This window comes from Actinomadura soli, assembly GCF_005889715.1.
In the GTDB taxonomy this organism is placed as follows: Bacteria; Actinomycetota; Actinomycetes; order Streptosporangiales; family Streptosporangiaceae; genus Spirillospora; species Spirillospora soli.
Genome location: NZ_VCKW01000023.1, coordinates 12789 through 33197, shown reverse-complemented (window position 1 = coordinate 33197; position 20409 = coordinate 12789). Strand labels below are relative to the sequence as shown.

Below are 20409 nucleotides of genomic sequence, written 5' to 3'. Positions count from 1 at the left end.
GAGGAAGGCCATAGTTTAAGCCTCCCGGCAGGCCGGACGCCGTGCACCCGAAACACGTGTCGCGAGCTGATGCTCGCTGGTCAGGAGATGACCGTGAGTTCGGACGCGAGCCACTTCCCGTCCTGCTTGACCATCGTCATCCGGATCCGGAGCGGCTCGGGGAGCCGCTGCTGCTTGTCGGCCTTGGTGGCGGACGACCGGTTCGCGTAGACCAGCGCCACGACCTTGTCAGGAGTCGCGCTCACGACGCCGACCTTCATGACCGTGGTGGTGGAGACGGCCTGCTGCTGGACGGCGACCGTCCTCAGTTGCTGGGCGAGCTTGTCGTAGTCGGTGCGCAGCTTGCCGGTCGTCGTGGCGGACGCGGCCTTCAGGTCGGCGTCGAGCGTCTGGTAGTCGTACGACGACAGCTTCTGCGCCGCGCGGGACGCGGCGAACGACGCCTCCTTGCTCGCCGTCACGGTCGCGTTCTGCTCGCGGACCTCCAGGGCGAGGGCCGTGGTGCCGGCGCCGAACGCGATCATGAGGACGACCAGGACGGCGACGACCGTCCCCATGCTCCCCGAACGGAACCACCGACCGGGCCGAGGCGCGGCCTTCGGCGCGGGCTTCGGCGCGGCCTTGGGCGCGGCGGTCTTCTTGACCTTGACCGGCTTCGGCGCGTCTTCGTCGGTTTCGGGGGCTTCGTCGCTTTCGGTGGCGTCGACGGGGGCGGAGGCGACCTCCGGGGAGGCTGAGCCGTCCTCTGGCGCGCTGTCACCGTCGGACGCGTCTTCGGAGTCGTCCGGGGGGTCTTGCGGCTTCTGGAGGGATTTGACGGCTTCGTCGGTCTCCTCGGCCTCATCGGCTTCGGCGGCGGCCTCGTCCGCGGCGATCTTCGCGAGGCGCGCGGCCTCCCGGGCCTTGGCGGCGGCCTCCTCGGCGAGCCGGGCGGCCTCGGCCGCCTCCTCGGCCTTAGCGGCCTGTTCCGCGGCCTTGTCCTTCGGCTTCTTCTTGCCGGAGTCGGAGCGCTTGCCCCGGCCGAGCATCGTCACGGGACGACCTCCAGTCCGGACACGAGCCACCGGTCGTCGACCCGCGTGAGGTCCATCTGGTACCGGTAGCCCTGGGGCGTGCCGTTCTTCACCTTGTCATTCGTGACGGTGCCGTTCAGGGAGACCATCACCTCGGCCGAGTCGTCGTCGATGGACACCAGCGCGGCGTCGACGTCGCTGACCGTCGACTTGGCCTTGTACTTGGTGACCTGGTCCATGAAGGCCTTCGACTGGGTGGCCAGCTTGTTCTTCAGGTCGCCGGTGGTGCCGGCCACGATGCGGTCCAGGTCGCGCTGGGCGGTGGACGCGTCGAGCGACATCAGGTTGACGCCCATCTGCCGTGCCGACTGGATCGCGCCGGCCTTCTGGTCGGCCTCGTCCCGGTTCTGGAGGGTGATCACGCCGAGCCAGCCGGACGCGACGGCGAGGCCGATCACGACGACGCTCAGGGCGATCGCGATCGCCGGAGCCGAGCGGCCGCGCCTCATTGGCTCAGCGGTCCGAGAAGGAGCCACTTCCACGAGGATTCCTCTCCCAACTGACGGGTACCGGCGCTGCGGGGCATGACATATCGCTTGCCGTCGGGGCCATAGACCGCACCGGTCGTTGGATCGTATCCAGCGAATTCGACTGAATCCGCCGGATACGACAGGTAGAGCCGACCGTCGGACAACTGGCCGGTCGGCGCCGCCGGGGCGGTGGTGTTTCCGTTGCCGGAGTTCTCGGCGGAGTTCTTGCCCTGGGCGTTGGCCTCGGTCTTTCCGTCGCCGTCGTCCCCGGTCGCGCCGCCGTCCGGGAATCCGGCGCCCGCGGTAGCGCCCGGCGGGACCTGCGGGAACGGCGCGATGGCGTCGCGCGGGAAGTTGCGGGTGCCGCGCACGCCCGTGGACGCGTCGTGCGGGGCCTTGCAGCCGGCGTCCAGGCGCGGCTTCTTCCTGGACGTGTCCTGCGGCCAGCGGTGCTTGGTCTTCTCATAGCCCTCGGTGCACGCGGGCGGCGCGTCGATGTTCAGCGCGAGGCCCAGGTGCTGGGTGCCGTCGCCCGGGTTGACGGTGGACGCGCCCGCGACCGTCACCGGGTAGAGGATGAACAGCGACCGCAGGCCCGCCTTGCGCGACGAGATGATCTGGCCGGTGGTGGTGAGGTTGGCCAGGAAGACGGGCAGCGTCGGCGCGAGCTGGTTGATGGCCTTGTGGGTCTCGTCCACCGCTCCCGGCACGCCCTGGATGGTCTTGCGCAGGGCCGGGTCGTCGTTGCGCAGAGACGCGGTGAGGTCGTTCAGGTTGCGGGCGAAGCCGCGGATGTTGGCGGCCTGGCCGCGCTGGGTGTCCAGGACGGTGACGCTGTTGTCCAGGAGCCGCTTGGTGTCCGGATAGGCCGCGTCGGCGGTCTTCAGCAGCCGGTCGGTGTCGTCCAGGATCGACTGGAGGTCCTCTGCGGAGCCGGAGAACGCCTTGTCGAGCTCGTCCACGATGACGCCGATGTCCTTGGTGTTCACCGAGCCGACCAGCGAGTCGACGTTGCGGAGCAGCTCGGCCGTCGACACGGGCAGCGTGGTGCGGTTCCGCGGGATCGTGTAGGGGTCGCCTTCGTCCAGGTAGGGGCCGCTCTTCTTGGTGGGCTCCAGGTCGACGTACTGCTCGCCCACCGCCGACCGGTTCGCGACGATCGCCTTCGTCCCGTCGCGCGGGATCCGCTCGCCCCGCTCCATGAGGAGCTTCACGCGGATGCCGTCCTCGGTCAGCTCGATCGGCCCGACCCGTCCGACCGGGACGCCCCGGTAGGTGACCTCCGCGTTGGTGAACACGCCGCCGGAGTCGGTGAGGTCGACGTAGGCGACGTACTCGCGGCCGAGCAGGTCGCGGCCGACGCCGATGTAGTTCACCGACACGATCGTCACGCCGACGACGGTGATGACCGCGAACGCGATCAGCTGGAGGATGACGCCGCGTTTGAGGATCACGGGTTGCCCCCCGTCTTCGTGCCGGACGGTGCCTTCGTCGGCGCCGGAGTGGTCGCCCCCGGAACCCCGGGCAGGCCGGGGAGGCCCGGCAGCAGCCCGCCGGAGCCGCCCGAACCGCCCAAGCCGCCCAAGCCGCCGCCGGAGCCGGTGTCGCCGGGCATCTGCGGCAGCACGCCCAGCGGGGTGTCGGGCAGCGTGACGTTCGGAACCTGGAGCATGGAGCGCATCTGCTGTCCGCTGCCGAGCAGGCCCTCCAGGTCGGTGCCGCCGAGCAGGTTCCGGGCGATGGACTCGAAGTCCAGGTCGAGGGTCAGCCGGACGTTGCCGTAGTCGCCCTCGATGGTGTTCCCGAACGTCGCGGGGAACGGGAACGTGATCAGCGACTCCAGCGACTTCGGCAGGTCGGCACCCGCCTTGTTGAGGTTCCGCAGGATCTTGTCGAGGTCCCGGAGGTTCGCCAGCAGGTCGGCCTTCGACTGGTTGATCACGTAGGTGGTGGTGCGGCTCAGCTTGTTCAGCGCCACCAGCATCCTGGTCAGGTCGGCGCGGTTGCGGTCGAGGACGGTGATCGCCGGGCCGGTCTCGTCGATGGTGTCCTGGATCGTCCTGCGCTCGTCCGACAGCTTGCCGGTCAGCCGGTCGATGCTGTCCAGCGCGCGGGTGATCGCGGCGCGGTTGCGGTCCAGCGTCCCGGCGAACGTGTTGACCTGGGACAGCACCGACCTGATCGTGGGCTCGCGGCCGCGCATCGCGGCCTGCAGCTCGTGGCTGATCGTGGAGACCTGTTCCAGCCCGCCGCCGTTCAGCAACAGCGACATCGCCGACAGCACCTCTTCGATCTCGGTGCCCTGGACGGTGCGGTTCAACGGGATCAGGTCGCCGGAGGCCAGCTCCCCGGCCGGGGCCTCGTTGCGCGGCGGCTCGATCTGCACGAACTTCTCGCCGAGGAGGCTGGTCTGGCCGATCGTGGCGACGGAGTTGTCGGGCAGCTTGACGTCCCCGCGCACCTTGACGGTGACGACGGCGTGCCAGCCGCTCCGCCCACCGGTCCCGCGCGCCCCGCCGGCCAGCTCGATCCTGTCGACCTTGCCGACCGAGACGTCGTTGACCTTGACCGCCGACTGCGGGACGAGGTCCAGCACGTTCGAGAACTCGATCTTCACGGTCTTCGGGTCGGAGCCGAGGTCGGGCCCGCCGGGCAGCGGGATGGACTCCACGCCGTTGAACGAGCAGCCCGACAGCGCCACCGCGCCCGCGACCGCCGCCGCGGCGCCGGCCAGCCATGTCCGCCGTGCCAGCCGTGTCCGCCGTGCCAGCCGTGCCGTGGTCATCGGCCACCTCCCGGCAGGAGCGCGGTGACGTCGGTCGGCCTGCGTGCGTTGTTCGTCCCGTTCGTGTTGTTCGACTGGGGCGGGCCTTGCGGGCCGTAGGCGTCCGGCGGGATCGGGACCGGGTCGTAGTGCGTGGTCAGCGCCGTGATCCAGGACAGGTCGAGGCTGAAGCCCGTCAGCGCCTTGCCGATGCCGTTGTACGGGCGGACGAAGTCGAGGCACTGCTTCGCCGGCGTCCCCACCGAGTAGGCCAGCGAGCAGAGCCAGTCGGCGAGGTCGTGGAACTGGCGGAAGTTGTCGCGGGTGTGGATGGTGCCGCTGATCGGGTCGTACGCGCGGGCCAGGTTGTTGATCGCCAGCGGGCCGGCGGTGAGGATCTCGGCGAGCGAGTCCTTCTCCTTCACCAGCACGCCGGTGATCTGGGCGAGCTGCCGGACGTTGGCGGCCAGCTCGGTCCGGTTGTCCTTGACGAACCGCTGCACGTTCCGCAGCGTCGGCGCGAGGGTGTTGAGGGCCGCGCTGAGCTCCTCCTTCTCCCCCTCGAGCTGCCCCGACACGCCGTTGAGGTGCCCGGTGAACGACTTGATCTGCTGGTCGTTCGCCTTCATCGCGTCGGTGATGACCCGCAGGTTCCTGATCGTCTCGGCGACGTCGCCGCGGTCGGTGCTGAGCGTGCTGAGCGCCTTGGACGCGTCCTCGATCGTCTGCCGGATGTCGTCGCCCTGCCCGTTCAGGTTCGCCGCGCCGACCTGCAGCAGCCGCGACAGCGAGCCCTCCTGCCCGCCCGGGCCCGGGGCGTTGGCGCCCTGCGGCCCCAGCGCCTTGGACAGGTCGTTCAGGCTGCCGCCGACCTCGTCGACCTCGACCGGGACGGCGGTGCGGCTCGTCGTCAGCGTCGCCCCGTCCGCCAGGACGCCGCCGCCCTTGTAGACGGGCGTGAGCTGGATGTAGCGGTCCGAGACCAGGGTCTGGTTGATGATGACGGCCTGCGCGTTCGCGGGCACCTTGTACTCGGCGTCGTACCTCAGCTCGACCTTCACCGAGTCGCCGACCGGCTCGACGCTCGTGACCTCGCCGACCGGGATGCCCAGGATGCGGACGTCCGCGCCCTTGTACAGGCCGACGGTCTTGGTGAAGTACGCCGTCAGCCGGCGCTGCTTCGGCTCCTGGAACACCAGCACGAGCACGGCCGCCAGCACGGCGACGGCGAGGACCGCGCCGCCGAGGCGAAGGATGGTCGCCGGGTTACGCACTACGAACCTGCCTGGTCACGGGGGAAGTCACGGGAGTTCCGGGAGGAAGGGGAGCGGGTTGCCGGTGTTGCCGGTCTGGTCGCCCGGCTTTCCGGTGGTCGTGCCGCCGTTCTTCGGGGCCTGGATGGACGCGGGGATCGGGACGAGGTTCTGGATCCAGGAGTCGAACCAGCGTCCGGTGCCGGTGACGTCCGCGAACTGCCGGGCGAACGGCGCGAACAGCTGCAGGATCCGGTCGAGGTTGTCCTGGTTCTTCAGGAGCACCCTGTTGACCTTCGCTAGGTTGTCCAGCATCGGCCGGAGCTGCTTCTCGTTCTCCTGGATCAGGGCGTTGACCTGCTGAGATAGGGCCACGGTGTTGATGAGGAGCTGGTGGATGACCGCGCGCCTCGCCTGGACGGCCTGCAGCACTCTGTCGCCGTCCTGGACGAGCTTGGCGAAGTCCTGGTTGCGGTCGGCGAGCAGCTTCGACACGTCCCTGGCCTTGCCCGCCAGCTCGTGCAGCTGGTCGTCGCGCGAGGCGACCGTGTTGGAGAGTCGGCGCAGGCCCTGCAGCGACGCGCGGACCTCCTCAGGGGAGTTCTTGAACGTCTCCGACAGCACGTCGAACGACTTCGCCACCTGCTGGACGTCGATCGCGCCGACCCGCCGGCTCAGCTCGCTGATCGCCGGAACGACCTCGAACGGGACGTGCGTCCGCTCGATCGGGATGCCGCGGCCGAGTTCGCCCCGGCCGCGCGGGGTGAGCGCCAGGTAGTGCGCGCCGAGCACCGTCTTGATCTTGATGCTGGCCTCGGTGCGGTCGCCGAGCCGGACGCCGTCGTCCACCTTGAAGGTGACCTTGACATGGTCGCCGTCGAGTTCGAGATCGGTGACCTTGCCGACCTTGACGCCCGCGACGCGGACCTCCTCGTCCTTCTTCAGCCCGGCGGCCTCCTTGAACGCGGCGGTGTGGGTGTCGCCGCCGGAGATCAGCGGGATGCTCTCCAGGTTCATCGCCAGCACCACCAGGACGAGGATGACCGCGAACCCGGCGAGGCCGATGGGGACCGGGTTGCGCTCCCGGAACGTGACCCTCATCTACTTGCACCTCGCGTTCTCGTTCATGATCGCCGGTGTCTGGTAGACGGGGCCGCCGGGCAGGCGGACCTTCGCGTCCATGCCGCAGATGTACATGTTGAACCAGGACCCGTAGGACGAGATGTTGACCAGCTTCTCCAGCCGGTTCGGCGTCCGCTGCAGGCCCTGGTCGAGGTCGCGCTTGTTGGCGTCCAGCGTCGCGGTCAGCCTGCGGAGCCCCGCGATGTCGTTCCTGAGGCCGGGACGGGCGTCGGCGAGCAGGTCCTGCGTGGTGCCGGTCAGGCCGTTGATCGCCGCGACCGAGTCGAAGATCGCCTGCCGGTCGTCGGAGACGCCGCCGACGAAGCTCCGCAGGTCCCTGATCAGCCGGTCGACCTCGTCGTGGCGCTGGTCGATGGTGCCGAGGACGCTGTTCAGGTTGTCGATCACCCGGCCGATGACCTTGTCCCGGTCGGCGAGCGTGTTGGTCAGCGACGCGACGTGCGCGAGCAGGCTGTTGATCGTCCCGCCCTCGCCCTGCAGCACCTGGATGAGCTGCATGGCGAGCGTGTTGACGTCCTTGGGCTCCAGCGCGCGGAACAGCGGCCGGAACCCGTTGAACAGCGTCGTGAGGTCGAGCGCGGGCTCGGTCCGCGTGACCGGGATCGTGTCGCCGGGGTCGAGGTAGGCGTTGGACGCCCCGGCGCCGTCGGTCAGCGCGAGGTACCGCTGGCCCATCAGGTTCCGGTAGCGGATCTGCGCGTTCGTGGACGACGGCAGCCCGTTCCTGAACACGCCGCCCTCCTCGACGCTGAACGTCACCTCCGCCTGGTTCCTCCCGTGCAGCCGGACGCCCTCGATCTGCCCGACCCGGACGCCCGCCACGCGGACGTCGTCGTTGTCCAGCAGCCCGGTCACGTCCGTGAAGATCGCCTTGTACTCGATCGTGTCCCGGAACCGCAGGTTGGCGATCGTCATCGCCAGCACGCCGGTGGCCACCGAGGTGACGACCACGAAGATCGTCAGCTTGATCGCGGCGCTGGTCGTCCTCACCTGATCGTCACCACCGATCCGTCCGCGATCAGCGGGCCGAACAGCAGCGTCGACACGTCGGAGACCTCGCCGGCGGGGGTCCGCGTCATCGGGCCGACCACGTTCTTGATCTTTTCCTTCTCGCTCATGGAGCCGGGGTCGACGAACACGTTGGACAGCGCCCTGCCCCGTCCTCCGGCGGCCGGGGCGTTCGGGTCATCGGGGTTCTTCCACCACAGGTCGTCCTGCGTGCCGTCCAGGGCCAGGTAGTCGGGGAACGGGACCTTCGGGTTCGGCAGGCCGTAGCAGCGGGGGTTGCGCTGGTCCTTGGCCTCGGGCAGGTCCAGCGGGTACTTGTAGCCCGGCCGCGGCTTGACGATCTCGATGGTCAGGTTGAACGTCTTGGAGCCGTTCCCGCCGCCCGCCTCCTCGGCGTCCGGCCTGATCTTGGTGAGGCCGGCGAACACGCACGGCAGCGAGGGCGAGTACCGGGCGACCAGGCCCAGCACGTCGCGGTTCGCGATGTTGACACCGATGATCTTCGGGCCGTTGTGGCGCATGAAGGTGTCGGCGTCCAGGGCCAGCGCGGTCGTCGCCGGGATCAGCTGCTCGATGGTCGCCTTCTCGTCGGTGATCGTCCGGCTGGTCACGTTGAGGTTGCGGAGCGTCTGCAGCAGGTCGGGCGCGGCGGCGTGGTAGATGTCGGACACGTCCGCGAGGCCGTTCAGGTCGTGCACCAGCGTGCCGAGCTGCGGGTTGATCTTCTTCAGCAGCGCGTCCGCCTGCTCCAGGTTGCGCCCGATCTGGTCGCCGCGTCCCTGCAGAGCCGTCGCCAGCGCGTTGAGCGTCGCGTTCAGCTGCGCCGGCTTCACCGCCCGCAGCAGGGGCAGCAGGTCGCTCAGCAGCTTGTCGATCTCGACGGCGGTCTGCGAGCGGTCCTGCTGGATGACGGCCCCCTCCGCCAGCCCGAGCGGGCCCGGCTGCGCGGGGATCTGCAGGTCGACGTACTTCTCGCCGAACAGCGTCTTCGGCAGCAGCCGCGCCTGGACGTTGCGCGGGACCAGCTTCGCCTTGCCCGGGTCGAGCGCCAGGTGCAGCGTCGCGCCCTTCGCGGTCGCGTCGATCTCGCGCACCTCGCCGACGATCAGGCCGCGGACCTTCACGTCCGAGTGCGGCAGCAGCTGCAGCCCGGCGCGCTCGGCGTCCACGGTCACCTCGGTCACCGGGGTGAACGCCTTGTTGTAGAAGGCGACGGTCAGCGCCAGCAGCAGGGCGATCACGATGACCATCGCCGTGCCGAACAGCCGGTACCGAATCCGCTCGCTCATCGCGTCGCCTCCCGAGGGGGGACGACCCCCCACGCCCCCCGGTTCGCTTCGCTCATCCCAGTCACCCCCCGATCCGAACGCCAGTGCCCGTGCCCCAGATCGCCATGCCGAGCATCAGGTCGGTCACGTTGATCACGACGATGCTGGTGCGGACGGCGCGGCCCACCGCGACGCCGACGCCCGCCGGGCCGCCGCTCGCGTGGTAGCCGTAATAGCAGTGGATCAGCATCACTAGTACCGAGAAGATGATCACTTTTCCGAATGACCAGAGGATGTCGTTCGGCGGTAGGAACAGATGGAAATAGTGATCGTAGGTGCCCGTGGACTGCCCGTAGAACACCGTCACGATCACCCGCGTCGCCCCGTAGGACGCGAGCAGGCCCACGATGTACAGCGGGACGACCGCGATCATCCCGGCCAGCATCCGGGTCGTGACGAGGAACGGCATCGACGGGACGGCCATGACCTCCAGCGCGTCGATCTCGTCCGAGATCCGCATCGCGCCGAGCTGCGCGGTGAACCCGCAGCCGACCGTCGCCGACAGCGCCAGCGCCGACACCAGCGGCGCGATCTCGCGGGTGTTGAAGTACGACGCGACGAACCCGGTGAACGCGGCCGTGCCGATCTGGTTCAGCGACTCGTAGCCCTGCAGGCCGACCTGGCTGCCGGTGAAGAACGTCATGAAGCCGACGATCACCACCGAGCCGCCGATCACGGCGAGGCCGCCGGTGCCGAGGCTGACCTCGGCCAGCAGCCGCAGCACCTCGGTGCGGTAGCGGCGCAGCACCCGGAACGTCCACGCGAAGGCGCGGGCGTAGAACGAGATCTGGTGGCCGAAGTCGTCCAGCCGCTGCAGCGGCGCGTTCACCACCCGGGAGACCGTCTTCCCCGTCTTGCCTGGCGCCGCCATCACATCCCCTTCGACGGGACGAGCTGGAAGTACAAGGAGGAGATCAGGAAGTTCTCCACGAAGAGCAGCATGAACGTGATGACGACGGTCTGGTTGACCGCGTCGCCGACGCCCTTCGGGCCGCCCTTGGCGTTCAGGCCCTTGTAGGCCGCGACCAGCCCGGCGGTGATGCCGAACACGAACGCCTTGACCTCGGCCTGCAGCAGGTCGGGCAGCTGGGCGATCGCGTTGAAGGACGCCAGGTACGCGCCAGGGGTGCCGCCCTGCAGCATGACGTTGAAGAAGTAGCCGCCCATCAGCCCGACCACCGAGACCAGGCCGTTCAGGAACAAGGCGACGAACGCGCACGCGAGCATCCGCGGGACGACCAGGCGGTGCAGCGGGTTGATGCCCAGCACCTCCATGGCGTCGATCTCCTCGCGGATCTTCCGGGAGCCGATGTCGGCGCAGATCGCCGAGCCGGCGGCGCCCGCGACCAGCAGGGAGGTGACCAGCGGGCTCGCCTCCCGGACGATCGCGGCCACGGCCGTCGCGCCGGTGAAGGACTGCGCGCCGAACTGCCGGATCAGCCCGCCGACCTGCAGCGACAGGATGCCGCCGAACGGGATGGCGACCAGCATCGTCGGGACGACGGTGACGCTGACGATGAACCACGCCTGCTGGATGAACTCGCGCCACTGGAACGGCCATTTGAACATCGCGCGGCCGGTGTCCAGGCAGAGGGCGAAGAACCGGCCGGGCTCCTTGACCAGGACGTTCACCGCGCCGTCGCCGACCTTGCGGAACCTCGCGGAAGAGCCGCCGCCCTTCCTGCCCCTCCGCCGGCCCGCGTCGATACCGGTATCGGGAGTGGACATCAGTACCCTGCACCCGCCCCCGGACGGCCTGGCGGCGGGCTGCCCGGGAACCGCCCGCCGGGCGCGCCGGGGCCGCCGGACGCGCCGACCGGGGTCATGGACGCCACGTACCGCGGCCACTCCTCCACCCAGTTGCGTCCCAGGTCGTCGACGAACGAGCCGGGCGGCGGGGTGACGCCGTGCGCCGCGCACCAGGCGCCCGGCGCGTGCATCCCCGCGCGGAGCATCCCGTTGCTCGGCATTTGCTGCGGCGGGATCGGCGGCAGCTTGCCGGGGTCGTGCCCCAGCTTCGCCTCGGCCTCCAGCTCGGACTCGTCCTTCTCCTCGGACATGCCGATCGGGCCGACCTTGCTGGCGTTGAGGAACTGCCGGACGACCGGCTCATCGCTGGTCAGCAGCATCTCCCTCGGCCCGAACATCGCGAGGTGCCGCTGGTACAGCAGGCCGATGTTGTCGGGCAGCGTCCGGGCCGTATTGATGTCGTGGGTGACGATGAGGAACGTCGCGCCGATCTGCGCGTTGAGGTCGATGAACACCTGGTTCAGGAACGCGGTGCGGACGGGGTCGAGACCGGAGTCGGGCTCGTCCACCAGCAGGATCTCGGGGTCCAGCACCAGCGCGCGGGCGAGCCCGGCGCGCTTTTTCATCCCGCCGGAGATCTCGCCGGGCAGCTTGTGCTCGGCGCCGAGCAGCCCGACCATCTCCATCTTCTCGAGGACGATGTTCTTGATCTCGGACTCGCGCTTCCTGGTGTGCTCGCGCAGCGGGAAGGCGATGTTGTCGAAGAGGTTCATGGAGCCGAACAGGGCGCCGTCCTGGAACAGGACGCCGAACAGCTTGCGCGTCTCGTAGAGCTGCGACTCGGGCAGGCGGGGCAGGTCCCGGTCACCGATCCAGATGTGCCCGCGGTCGGGCTTGAGGAGCCCGACGAGCGACTTGAGGAACACCGACTTGCCGGTGCCGGACGGGCCCAGCAGAACGGAGATCTCACCCGCGGGAATGGTCAGCGACACGTCCTGCCAGATCACCTGGCGGCCGAAGGACTTCGTCAGACCCTCGACTCTGATCTCGACGCCCACTCGTCACCTTTCGTCCAGGCCGGGGGAATCCCGAACCAATGAGCGAGTAGCACTCAGGCTCTGTCCGTACTCAGGCTCTGTCCGTCACGCGCTGTCTGTCCGTCGCACGTCCCGTCGTCACACCGTGTGGCCACGGTATTGCTACCGTCCGGTAGCCGGGAGGGTTCCCCTACCGTAGCGGGACCCCCGCCAAATGGAAGGGGTTCCGGCCCAGATCAGCGGCTAAATGCGACGTCGTAAGACAATCGTTACTTAGAGCCCTATGAGACTAGCGGTCCAAGACCCGAGCGGCCAGGTGTGGCCACCCATCACGCGAAAAGAGGCGGCCGCACCCACCTCGTGGTGGGGCGACCGCCTCCCGTGAAGCGGTGGAGCGCCTTACTTGACGGTGACCGTCGCGCCGGCCTTCTCCAGGGCCTCCTTGGCCTTGTCGGCGGCCTCCTTGTTGACCTTCTCCAGCAGCGGCTTCGGCGCGCCGTCGACCAGGTCCTTGGCCTCCTTGAGCCCGAGGCTCGTCAGCGCGCGGACCTCCTTGATGACCTGGATCTTCTTGTCGCCCGCGCCCTCCAGGATGACGTCGAACTCGTCCTGGACCGCGGCCTCCTCGGCCGGGGCCGCGGCGCCGGGGGCGACCGCGACGGCGGCGGCCGGGGCGGCGGCCTTGACGTCGAAGACCTCCTCGAACTCCTTCACGAACCCGGAGAGCTCGAGAAGGGTCATCTCCTTGAACGCGCCGATCAGTTCGTCGGTGCTGAGCTTCGCCATGATCTTTCCTCCGCTATGGCTTGAGTACTGGGGATTTCGGAACCGCGGGTGCTTACTCGGCGGACGCCTCGGCGGCCGGCGCCTCGGCGGTCTCGGCGGTCTCGGCCGTCTCGCCGCTCTCCTCGCGCTTGGCGCGCAGCGCCTCGGCGAGCTGGGCCGCCTGCGTCGGCAGGGCGTTGAAGAGCGCGGCCGCGTTCGCCATGGAGCCCTTCATCGCGCCGGCGAGCTTCGCGAGGAGCACCTCGCGAGACTCCAGGTCCGCCAGCTGGGTGATCTGCTTGGCGTCCATCGACTGACCGTCAATGAAGCCGCCCTTGATCACCAGCATCGGGTTGGCCTTGGCGAAGTCGCGCAGGCCCTTGGCGGCCTCGACCACGTCGCCGCGCACGAACGCGATGGCCGACGGGCCTTCGAGCAGGTCACGGAACTGCTCGTCGACACCGGCCTCGTTCGCCGCACGCCTGGTCAGCGTGTTCTTCACCACGCGAAACCGTGCGGTCTCGCCGAGGTTGCCGCGCAGCTCCTGCACCTGCGCGACGGTAAGCCCGCGGTACTCGGTCAGCACGGCGCCGTTGGAGCTCTCGAACTCGTTCTTGAGCTCGGCGATCGCCGCGTCCTTATCGGCCTTGGCCATGCGGCCTCCTTCCGATTACCTGGGTGGTCACGACCGTCGCCGGGCCCGGGATGAGTCCGGGACGGGTTCCGATCGACCAAAAAACGCCCCGGCGCAGGCGCGCGGGGCGTCCAAGCACGGCACGGGAGGCCATGCGGAAGCTCTCGTCTCACCTGCGCAGGCCGCCCGAACGAGTTCGGGTCCTTCGGCCACCCCTTGCGGGGTGACGACCGGCGGTCTTCGGCAGAGAACAGAATACGTGCGTCTCCCGGCTAGGCCAAATTCGGGGACGGAAAAGGGCCGCACCGGCGATCGCGGCGCGGCCCTTCTCGGTGTCCGGTACTCGGGTGTCCGGCGTTCCCGGTGAGCGTCAGCTGCCCGGGATGCCACCGCCGCCGAGGCCGTTCAGCATCTGGCTGAAGTCGGTGGTCTCGCTCGCCGGCGGCGCGGCGATCTCCACCGGCTTGCCGTAGTCGCGGTAGGTCATCGTCATGTTCATGACGCCGTCGGCCGTCTGCTGCGACTTCATCGCCAGCTTGCGGGGGAGCTGCTCGCCGTCCACCCACAGGTCGAAGGTCATGTTCTGCATGCCGCTGTCGGCGTAGCTCTTGCGGAGGGCCTCCTGCGACTCGGCGGGCAGCTTGGAGATCGCGTCCTCCATCCGGTAGGTGCCGGTGTAGTGCGTCGTCTCGACGCCGTTCACCGTCTCCTTGCCGACCTCGCGCACGTCCTTGGACGCGGTGAGCATCTTGGTGTTCTGGACGGGGTCCATCTGCTGCGACTGCTGGAGCAGCTCGTCGATGTTCATCCCGGACTTGCGGCCCAGCTCGTCCAGCGAGATCCTCAGCCACGGCTTGGCCGCGGACCCGCCGCCGAGCTGCGACAGCATCGGGATCTTCATGTACATGGTCCGGCTGACGAGGACGTACTCCATGCCTCCCATGGACTGGCCGCCCACCGACATCTGGTCGAACCTCATGCTGTAGGCGAGGTCGGGCTTCGTCCGGTACTGCATCTGGCCGGACGCCGTGACGTTGCCCTCGCTCGATCCGCTCACCTGCATCGAGAGGTCGGCCTTGAACGAGTCGACGCTGCCGGTCTTCTCCGCTGCCTTGCCCAGCACCTGCGCGGCCGACAGCTTCAGGTTCTCGCCGGCCTCGTCCACCTTGTTCCCGGCGTCCCCGAGACAGCCGGTCAGCGAGAGGGCGAAGCAGGTCGCCAGCGCCGTACCCACGGCGAAACGACGGATCATGTGGGGGGTCTCCTTGGTCTGGTCTGCCAGCGCCGGTTCGCTCTGGCGCGCTCTGGCACGCTCCGGCCGTCAGGCCGAATGCTAGATCAGACGCTGAGGAGACCCCGCAGGTTCACACAAGTCCCCAGATGTCGGGGATGCCGGATTCTCAGTTCCCGCCGAGCATCCCGCCGAGCGACAGCTGCCCCACCTGGTCGGACGGCGGCGGATTGACGCTGAACGACTTGCCGTAGTCGCTGTACAGGACGGTCACCGTGCCGTTCTCGCCCTGCGGGCCCGTCGCCTTGGACACGAGCTTGCGGGGCAGGTTGTCGCCGTCCGTCCACAGGTCAAAGTTGATCTTGCTGTTGGCGCGGTCCTTCGGCAGCCACTTGCTCACCTTCTCGCGGGACTGCGCGTCGAGCTGGTTCAGCGCGTCCTGGACGGTCACCGTGCCGGCGTAGTGCGTCGTCTTCACGCCGTCGACCGTTTCGGTGCCGACGCGGCGGGCGTCCTTGGAACCGGTGAACATCTTCGTCTGCTCGGCCGGGTCGACCTGCTGGACCTGCTGGAGCAGGCTCTGGACGTCGAACCCGGTCCGCTGCGCCATCTGGTTGACGTCGATCTTCAGCCACGGCTTGCCGCCGCTGACGAACTGGGCGAGCTGCGGGACCTTGGCGTACAGGACGTTGTCGGTGAACAGCGCCTGGCCCTTGGCGCCGGGGACGGTCCGCCCGTTGCTGCTGAACTCGTCCAGCTTCGCGCTGAACTTCAGCTCCGGACGCAGCTGGAACCGGCCGTCGGCGTGGATCTTGCCGCCGTGCTCGCCCGTGCCCGTCACCGTGAGGTCGGCCTTGAACGTGTCGGTCTGGCCGGTCTTCTGGGACGTCTTCAGCAACGCCTGGTCGGCGCTGAGCTTCATGTTCTCGGTGCTCGTCGTCCCGTCCCCGCCGCATCCGGACAGGAGGAGCGCGGCACCCACGGCGGTGCCACCGGCCGCCACCATGAGTCGTCGGTTCATAAGGGTTGAGCCTCCCTTGATCGCCCTGCTGGTGTTCCCAGTGTCCCGAGGCCTTAACGGCGCTACATCCCCCGGTGGTACGAATGCCCGCGACTACGGTACGACCCCCGGCGTAGCCGCGAGGGAGCCAAATGGCCAATGCCAGGCCGTTCGCTCAGCCGGGCGCCGGACGTTCGCTCAGGTGGGCGCGCACATCGTCGGGGCCAGCGACAGGCTCGTCACCCCGTGCCGTCGCGCCGCCTCCACGAGCGCGGCCGCGCCGAACCGGCGCAGCACGACGGCATGCCGCCGGAACAGGTGGTGCAGCATGACCTGGTATCCGGCGACATGGCAGAGCGGGAACGGCGTGAAGAACACGTCGCCGGGACGCACGGGCCTGCCCGACGCCGACACCTCGATGCCCGCCAGCAGACTCCTGTGCGTGAGCCGCGCGCCCTTGGAACGCGGCAGGGCGCCCCCGCGGATGGCGGGGGCGCCCTGTTCGATGTCGCTCGGTCAGGCCTCTTCGAGCTCCGCGGTCAGGTTGCGGATCGCGTTCGGGTCCACCGGGATGCTCGGGCCCATCGACGTCGTCAGGATCGCCTTCTTGACGTACCGGCCCTTGGCGGCGGACGGCTTCAGCCGCTGGATCTCGTCGACCGCGGCGGCGTAGTTCTCCACCAGCTGGCGCTCGTCGAAGGACGCCCTGCCGATGATGAAGTGCAGGTTCGCGTGCCGGTCGACACGGAACTCGATCTTGCCGCCCTTGATGTCGGTGACGGCCTTCGCCACGTCCATGGTGACCGTGCCCGTCTTCGGGTTCGGCATCAGGCCGCGCGGGCCGAGCACCCGGCCGAGCCGTCCGACCTTGCCCATCTGGTCGGGCGTCGCCACCACCGCGTCGAAGTCCAGGAAGCCGCCCTGGATCCGCTCGATCAGGTCGTCCGAGCCCACCAGGTCGGCGCCCGCGGACTCCGCCTCCTGCGCCTTCGCGCCGACGGCGAACACCAGCACGCGGGCGGTCTTACCGGTGCCGTGCGGCAGGTTCACGGTGCCGCGCACCATCTGGTCGGCCTTGCGCGGGTCGACGCCGAGCCGCATCGCGACCTCGACGGTCGGGTCGAACTTGACGACCGTCGTCTCCTTGGCCAGCTTCACGGCCTCCACCGGGCTGTACAGCCGCTCCCGGTCGATCTTGTCCGCGGCCGAACGGTAACCCTTGCTGCGCTTCATGTGCGTTCCTCCACTGGAACTCGTGGTACGGGCCAGCGCCGGCCCTTCCACTGGGGTGAGCTACTTGACCTCGATGCCCATCGACCGCGCGGTGCCGGCGACGATCTTCTCGGCGGCGTCGAGGTCCTTGGCGTTGAGGTCGGGCATCTTCGTCGTGGCGATCTCGCGGACCTGGTCGCGGGTGACGGAGCCGACCTTGGTCTTGTGCGGCTCGCCGCTGCCCTTCTCCACGCCCGCGGCCTTCAGGATGAGCTGCGCGGCCGGCGGGGTCTTGGTGACGAAGGTGAACGAGCGGTCCTCGTAGATGGTGATCTCTACGGGGATGACGTTGCCGCGCTGGGAGTCCGTGGCGGCGTTGTACTGCTTGCAGAAGTCCATGATGTTGACGCCGTGCGGACCGAGCGCGGTACCGACGGGCGGCGCCGGAGTCGCCTGCCCAGCCTGCAGCTGGACCTTCACCAAGGCGGCGATTTTCTTCTTCGGAGGCATGCGAACCCCTTTGTCCCATTTATCGGTGGTTCCGACTCCCGGCTACTCCGGGCAACACGGCGGCTGGGACGCATCCACCGTGTAGGAACCGCTTCGCTGATCAGGAACGAGTGCCGTCCCTGCGCGGAGAGAACCCGTCCAGGATACGGGGTCGGCGGAGCAGGTCGGTCAGATCTTGGAGACCTGGTTGAAGGACAGCTCCACCGGGGTCTCGCGGCCGAAGATCGAGACCAGGACCTTCAGTTTCTGCTGCTCGGCGTTGATCTCGTTGACGGTGGCGGGGAGGGTGGCGAACGGGCCGTCCATGACGGTGACGGACTCGCCGACCTCGTAGTCGACGGTGGCGGCGGCCTTCGCCTGCTCCTTGACGGGGACGGTGCCCTCCTCCGGCTCGGGGGCCAGCAGGTTGGCGACCTCGTCCAGGCTCAGCGGGGACGGCTTGTTCAGCAGCCCGACGAAGCCCGTCACGCCCGGTGTGTTGCGGACCGCGGCCCACGACTCGTCGGTCAGCTCCATGCGGACCAGGATGTAGCCCGGCAGGACCTTCTCGTTGACCTTCTGGCGCTTGCCGCCCTTGATCTCGGTGACCTCGTGCTGCGGGACCTCGATCTGGAAGATGAAGTCCTCCATGTTGAGGGTCTGGGTGCGGGTCTCGATGTTGGTCTTGACCCGGTTCTCGTACCCCGCGTAGGAGTGCACGACGTACCAGTCGCCCGGCTGGAGGCGGAGCTGCAGCTTGAAGTCGGCGTAGGGGTCGACGGGCGGCTCGGCGGGGGCCTCGGCCTCCGCGTCCTCGCTCTCCGCGTCCTCGGCGTCCGCGTCTTCGGCCGCTTCGTCAGCCTTCTCGGCGGTGGCGTCCTGCTCGCCGGTGACGGCGGCGGCGAGATCGCCGGCGTCCTCGGCCGCGCCCGGCTCGGGGCCCTCGCCCTCCAGCTTCGTGTCCGCGGGTTCGGCGTCGCCGGCGGAGACGGCCGCCTCGGCCGCCTCGTCGGCGGGCAGCGCCGCCTGGTCCGCCGCAGCAGCCGCAGCGGACTGGGCCTCGTCAACGGCCTCGTCGTAGGGCTGTGAGGGCTCGGACACGGTGACTCTTTCTCTCGGTGCTTCGGTGATGAACTTGCGATGGTACGGGGCGGTCGTCCCCGGACGGCTCAGGCCGCGGCGTCTAGCCGAAGACGGCGTAGACGCCCTCCTGCAACCCGTAGTCCACGGCGGAGACGATCGCGACCATGATCAGCACGAAGACGAGGGACACCGTCGTGTAGGTGATGAGCTCCCGCCGCGTCGGCCAGATGACCTTACGCAGCTCGGCGACGATCTGGCGCACGAACAGCGCCGGAGACGTCCGCCTGGAGGAAGACCTCTCCTTTTTGCCCTTGCCTTCGTCCTTGGCCTCAGGCTCGTCGCGCTCGTCAGTCTCGGTCGCCATTGCCGCCGTTCACCTCATCGGTCGTGATCCAACCACCATGTGGTTGCCGCGCGGTCCCGCGCCGTGGGGTGCCACGGCCTAGCGGGGACGGGTGCGCGCACCGCACCTCGCAGGGCAGGAGGGACTCGAACCCCCAACCGCCGGTTTTGGAGACCGGAGCTCTGCCAATTGAGCCACTGCCCTTCATTTCTCCTGGTGAGGAGAACCCGACCCTTGGATCGGAGTCGTGTCGCGTCCCAGCTTACGACCTCGTCCGGCATCGGTGTGCGGACAGGCTCGTATGCCGGTGACACGGCACTAGGACGGTGAGTCTACGGGCACGAGGCCGCCGCGTCGAACCAAGCGGGCCGAAGATCGTCGCGCGGGCGCGGCGCGGGTCGGGGCCGCGCCGGAGGCGTGCCGTCCCACCGGCGGCGATATATGACTCGGGTGCCGGGACGGCTTCTGTAACGATAGGGGCATGAGCATCGACCGTCCTCGCATCTCCAAGCGCATCGCCGCGATATCCGAGTCCGCCACGCTGGCCGTCGACGCCAAGGCCAAGGCGCTGAAGGCGGCGGGCCGCCCGGTCATCGGGTTCGGCGCGGGCGAGCCCGACTTCCCGACTCCCGACTACATCGTCGAGGCGGCGGTGACCGCCTGCAGGGTGCCGCGCTTCCACAAGTACACGCCGGCGGGCGGGCTGCCCGAGCTGCGCGCCGCCGTCGCCGAGAAGACCGAGCGCGACTCCGGGTTCCGGGTCGAGGCCGCGCAGGTCCTGATCACCAACGGCGGCAAGCAGGCGGTGTACGAGGCGTTCGCGGCGCTGCTCGACCCGGGCGACGAGGTGCTCGTCCCGACGCCGTACTGGACGACCTATCCCGAGTCGATCAAGCTGGCGGGCGGGGTGCCCGTGGACGTCGTCGCCGACGAGACCACCGGTTACAAGGTGAGCCTCGAGCAGCTTGAGGCGGCCCGCACCGATCGGACGAAGGTGCTGCTGTTCGTGTCGCCGTCCAACCCGACCGGCGCGGTGTACTCGCGCGACGAGGTCGAGGCGATCGGCCGCTGGGCGGACGGGCACGGCCTGTGGGTCATCACCGACGAGATCTACGAGCACCTCGTGTACGGCGACGCCGAGTTCCACTCCATCCCCGTGGTGGTGCCGGAGCTGGCAGGCCGGACGCTCGTGCTGAACGGCGTCGCGAAGACGTACGCGATGACGGGCTGGCGGGTCGGCTGGATGGTCGGCCCGGCGGACGTGGTGAAGGCCGCGCAGAACCTCCAGTCGCACGCGACGTCCAACGTGGCGAACGTGTCGCAGGCGGCGGCGCTCGCCGCGGTCACCGGCGACCTGTCGGCCGTGGCGGAGATGCGCAAGGCGTTCGACCGGCGCCGCAAGACGATCGTGAAGATGCTGAACGACATCCCGGGCATGGTGTGCCCCGAGCCCGAGGGCGCGTTCTACGCCTACCCCTCGGTCAAGGCGCTGCTCGGGAAGGAGATCCGCGGCAAGCGTCCGGAGACGTCGGTGGAGCTGGCGTCGCTGATCCTGGAGGAGGCGGAGGTCGCGCTGGTGCCGGGCGAGGCCTTCGGCACGCCGGGATACTTCCGCCTGTCGTACGCGCTCGGCGACGATGACCTCGTCGAGGGCGTCTCGCGTGTCGCGAAGCTGCTCTCCGAAGCGGGCTGACCCGCCACCACCGATACCGACGTCACGAGCCGGCCCCGGGCGCACACCTTTTGCCCGGGGCCGGTCCCGTAGGGGACGGGGCGCCTCCTGATCCCGTCCCGGAATGTCCGGCGGGACGTTCCGCGCGGCCCCTC

The 20409-nt window shown here is 69.1% G+C and carries 21 protein-coding genes and 1 tRNA gene; 1 reads left to right on the top strand and 21 read right to left on the bottom strand.

All coding sequences use genetic code 11. The annotated features are described in order from the left end of the window. Positions 1 to 80: 80 nt before the first annotated feature. From ETD83_RS06855 to ETD83_RS06755, 21 genes are all read right to left on the bottom strand, one after another. Positions 81 to 1034: a hypothetical protein gene (locus tag ETD83_RS06855; RefSeq protein ID WP_138644201.1), complete on the bottom strand. Its 954-nt coding sequence runs from the start codon at positions 1032 to 1034 to the stop codon at positions 81 to 83. Further along, the gene (locus tag ETD83_RS06850) at positions 1031 to 1522 is read right to left on the bottom strand and encodes a hypothetical protein (RefSeq protein ID WP_138644200.1); all 492 of its coding nucleotides are present in this window, start codon (positions 1520 to 1522) and stop codon (positions 1031 to 1033) included. Before ETD83_RS06850 ends, ETD83_RS06855 begins: the two co-directional genes overlap by 4 nt. After that, a complete protein-coding gene (locus ETD83_RS06845; RefSeq protein ID WP_138644199.1) occupies positions 1519 to 2997 on the bottom strand; it encodes an MCE family protein in 1479 nt (492 codons plus the stop codon). The genes ETD83_RS06850 and ETD83_RS06845 overlap by 4 nt, the downstream gene beginning before the upstream one ends. Further along, positions 2994 to 4328 carry an MCE family protein gene (locus ETD83_RS06840; RefSeq protein ID WP_138644198.1) on the bottom strand — a complete coding sequence of 445 codons (1335 nt, stop codon included), beginning with the start codon at positions 4326 to 4328 and terminating at the stop codon, positions 2994 to 2996. Before ETD83_RS06840 ends, ETD83_RS06845 begins: the two co-directional genes overlap by 4 nt. Next, entirely contained in the window at positions 4325 to 5581 is a 1257-nt protein-coding gene (locus tag ETD83_RS06835; RefSeq protein WP_138644197.1) for an MCE family protein, read from the bottom strand. The genes ETD83_RS06840 and ETD83_RS06835 overlap by 4 nt, the downstream gene beginning before the upstream one ends. 27 nt (positions 5582 to 5608) lie before the next feature. Next, a complete protein-coding gene (locus ETD83_RS06830) occupies positions 5609 to 6661 on the bottom strand; it encodes an MCE family protein (protein ID WP_138644196.1) in 1053 nt (350 codons plus the stop codon). Beyond that, on the bottom strand, positions 6662 to 7693 hold the full coding sequence (locus ETD83_RS06825; protein ID WP_138644195.1) for an MCE family protein: 1032 nt from the start codon (positions 7691 to 7693) through the stop codon (positions 6662 to 6664). It abuts the gene before it with no gap. After that, positions 7690 to 9000 carry an MCE family protein gene (locus ETD83_RS06820; protein WP_138644194.1) on the bottom strand — a complete coding sequence of 437 codons (1311 nt, stop codon included), beginning with the start codon at positions 8998 to 9000 and terminating at the stop codon, positions 7690 to 7692. The genes ETD83_RS06825 and ETD83_RS06820 overlap by 4 nt, the downstream gene beginning before the upstream one ends. A gap of 61 nt (positions 9001 to 9061) precedes the next feature. Then, the gene (locus ETD83_RS06815; protein WP_138644193.1) at positions 9062 to 9910 is read right to left on the bottom strand and encodes an MlaE family ABC transporter permease; all 849 of its coding nucleotides are present in this window, start codon (positions 9908 to 9910) and stop codon (positions 9062 to 9064) included. Next, a complete protein-coding gene (locus ETD83_RS06810) occupies positions 9910 to 10767 on the bottom strand; it encodes an MlaE family ABC transporter permease (RefSeq protein WP_268920417.1) in 858 nt (285 codons plus the stop codon). The genes ETD83_RS06815 and ETD83_RS06810 overlap by 1 nt, the downstream gene beginning before the upstream one ends. Continuing rightward, positions 10767 to 11846, bottom strand: a complete 1080-nt coding sequence (locus tag ETD83_RS06805) for an ABC transporter ATP-binding protein (protein WP_138644192.1) — start codon at positions 11844 to 11846, stop codon at positions 10767 to 10769. Before ETD83_RS06805 ends, ETD83_RS06810 begins: the two co-directional genes overlap by 1 nt. 378 nt (positions 11847 to 12224) lie before the next feature. After that, positions 12225 to 12611, bottom strand: coding sequence for a 50S ribosomal protein L7/L12 (rplL, locus tag ETD83_RS06800; protein WP_138644191.1), 387 nt, complete (start codon positions 12609 to 12611; stop codon positions 12225 to 12227). Between the two features lie 52 nt (positions 12612 to 12663). Next, positions 12664 to 13245: a 50S ribosomal protein L10 gene (rplJ, locus tag ETD83_RS06795; RefSeq protein ID WP_138644190.1), complete on the bottom strand. Its 582-nt coding sequence runs from the start codon at positions 13243 to 13245 to the stop codon at positions 12664 to 12666. Positions 13246 to 13594: 349 nt separating this feature from the next. Then, a complete protein-coding gene (locus ETD83_RS06790; RefSeq protein WP_138644189.1) occupies positions 13595 to 14476 on the bottom strand; it encodes a LolA-like protein in 882 nt (293 codons plus the stop codon). Positions 14477 to 14624: 148 nt separating this feature from the next. Continuing rightward, positions 14625 to 15476, bottom strand: coding sequence for a LolA-like protein (locus tag ETD83_RS06785; RefSeq protein ID WP_230420733.1), 852 nt, complete (start codon positions 15474 to 15476; stop codon positions 14625 to 14627). A gap of 177 nt (positions 15477 to 15653) precedes the next feature. Next, entirely contained in the window at positions 15654 to 15926 is a 273-nt protein-coding gene (locus ETD83_RS06780; RefSeq protein ID WP_268920418.1) for an AMP-binding protein, read from the bottom strand. 45 nt (positions 15927 to 15971) lie between these two features. Further along, positions 15972 to 16688, bottom strand: coding sequence for a 50S ribosomal protein L1 (rplA, locus tag ETD83_RS06775; RefSeq protein WP_138644187.1), 717 nt, complete (start codon positions 16686 to 16688; stop codon positions 15972 to 15974). Positions 16689 to 16748: 60 nt separating this feature from the next. Next, a complete protein-coding gene (gene rplK, locus ETD83_RS06770) occupies positions 16749 to 17177 on the bottom strand; it encodes a 50S ribosomal protein L11 (protein ID WP_138644186.1) in 429 nt (142 codons plus the stop codon). A 168-nt stretch (positions 17178 to 17345) separates the two neighbouring features. Then, positions 17346 to 18257 (bottom strand): transcription termination/antitermination protein NusG, encoded by a 912-nt coding sequence (nusG, locus tag ETD83_RS06765; protein WP_230420731.1) that lies wholly within the window; start codon positions 18255 to 18257, stop codon positions 17346 to 17348. A gap of 82 nt (positions 18258 to 18339) precedes the next feature. Beyond that, positions 18340 to 18603 (bottom strand): preprotein translocase subunit SecE, encoded by a 264-nt coding sequence (secE, locus tag ETD83_RS06760; protein WP_138644185.1) that lies wholly within the window; start codon positions 18601 to 18603, stop codon positions 18340 to 18342. Positions 18604 to 18713: 110 nt separating this feature from the next. Further along, positions 18714 to 18786: transfer RNA gene (locus tag ETD83_RS06755), tRNA-Trp, on the bottom strand. A 277-nt stretch (positions 18787 to 19063) separates the two neighbouring features. On the opposite strand from ETD83_RS06755, the gene ETD83_RS06750 reads away from it, so the two are divergent. Then, a complete protein-coding gene (locus tag ETD83_RS06750; protein ID WP_138644184.1) occupies positions 19064 to 20275 on the top strand; it encodes a pyridoxal phosphate-dependent aminotransferase in 1212 nt (403 codons plus the stop codon). Positions 20276 to 20409 lie beyond the last annotated feature (134 nt).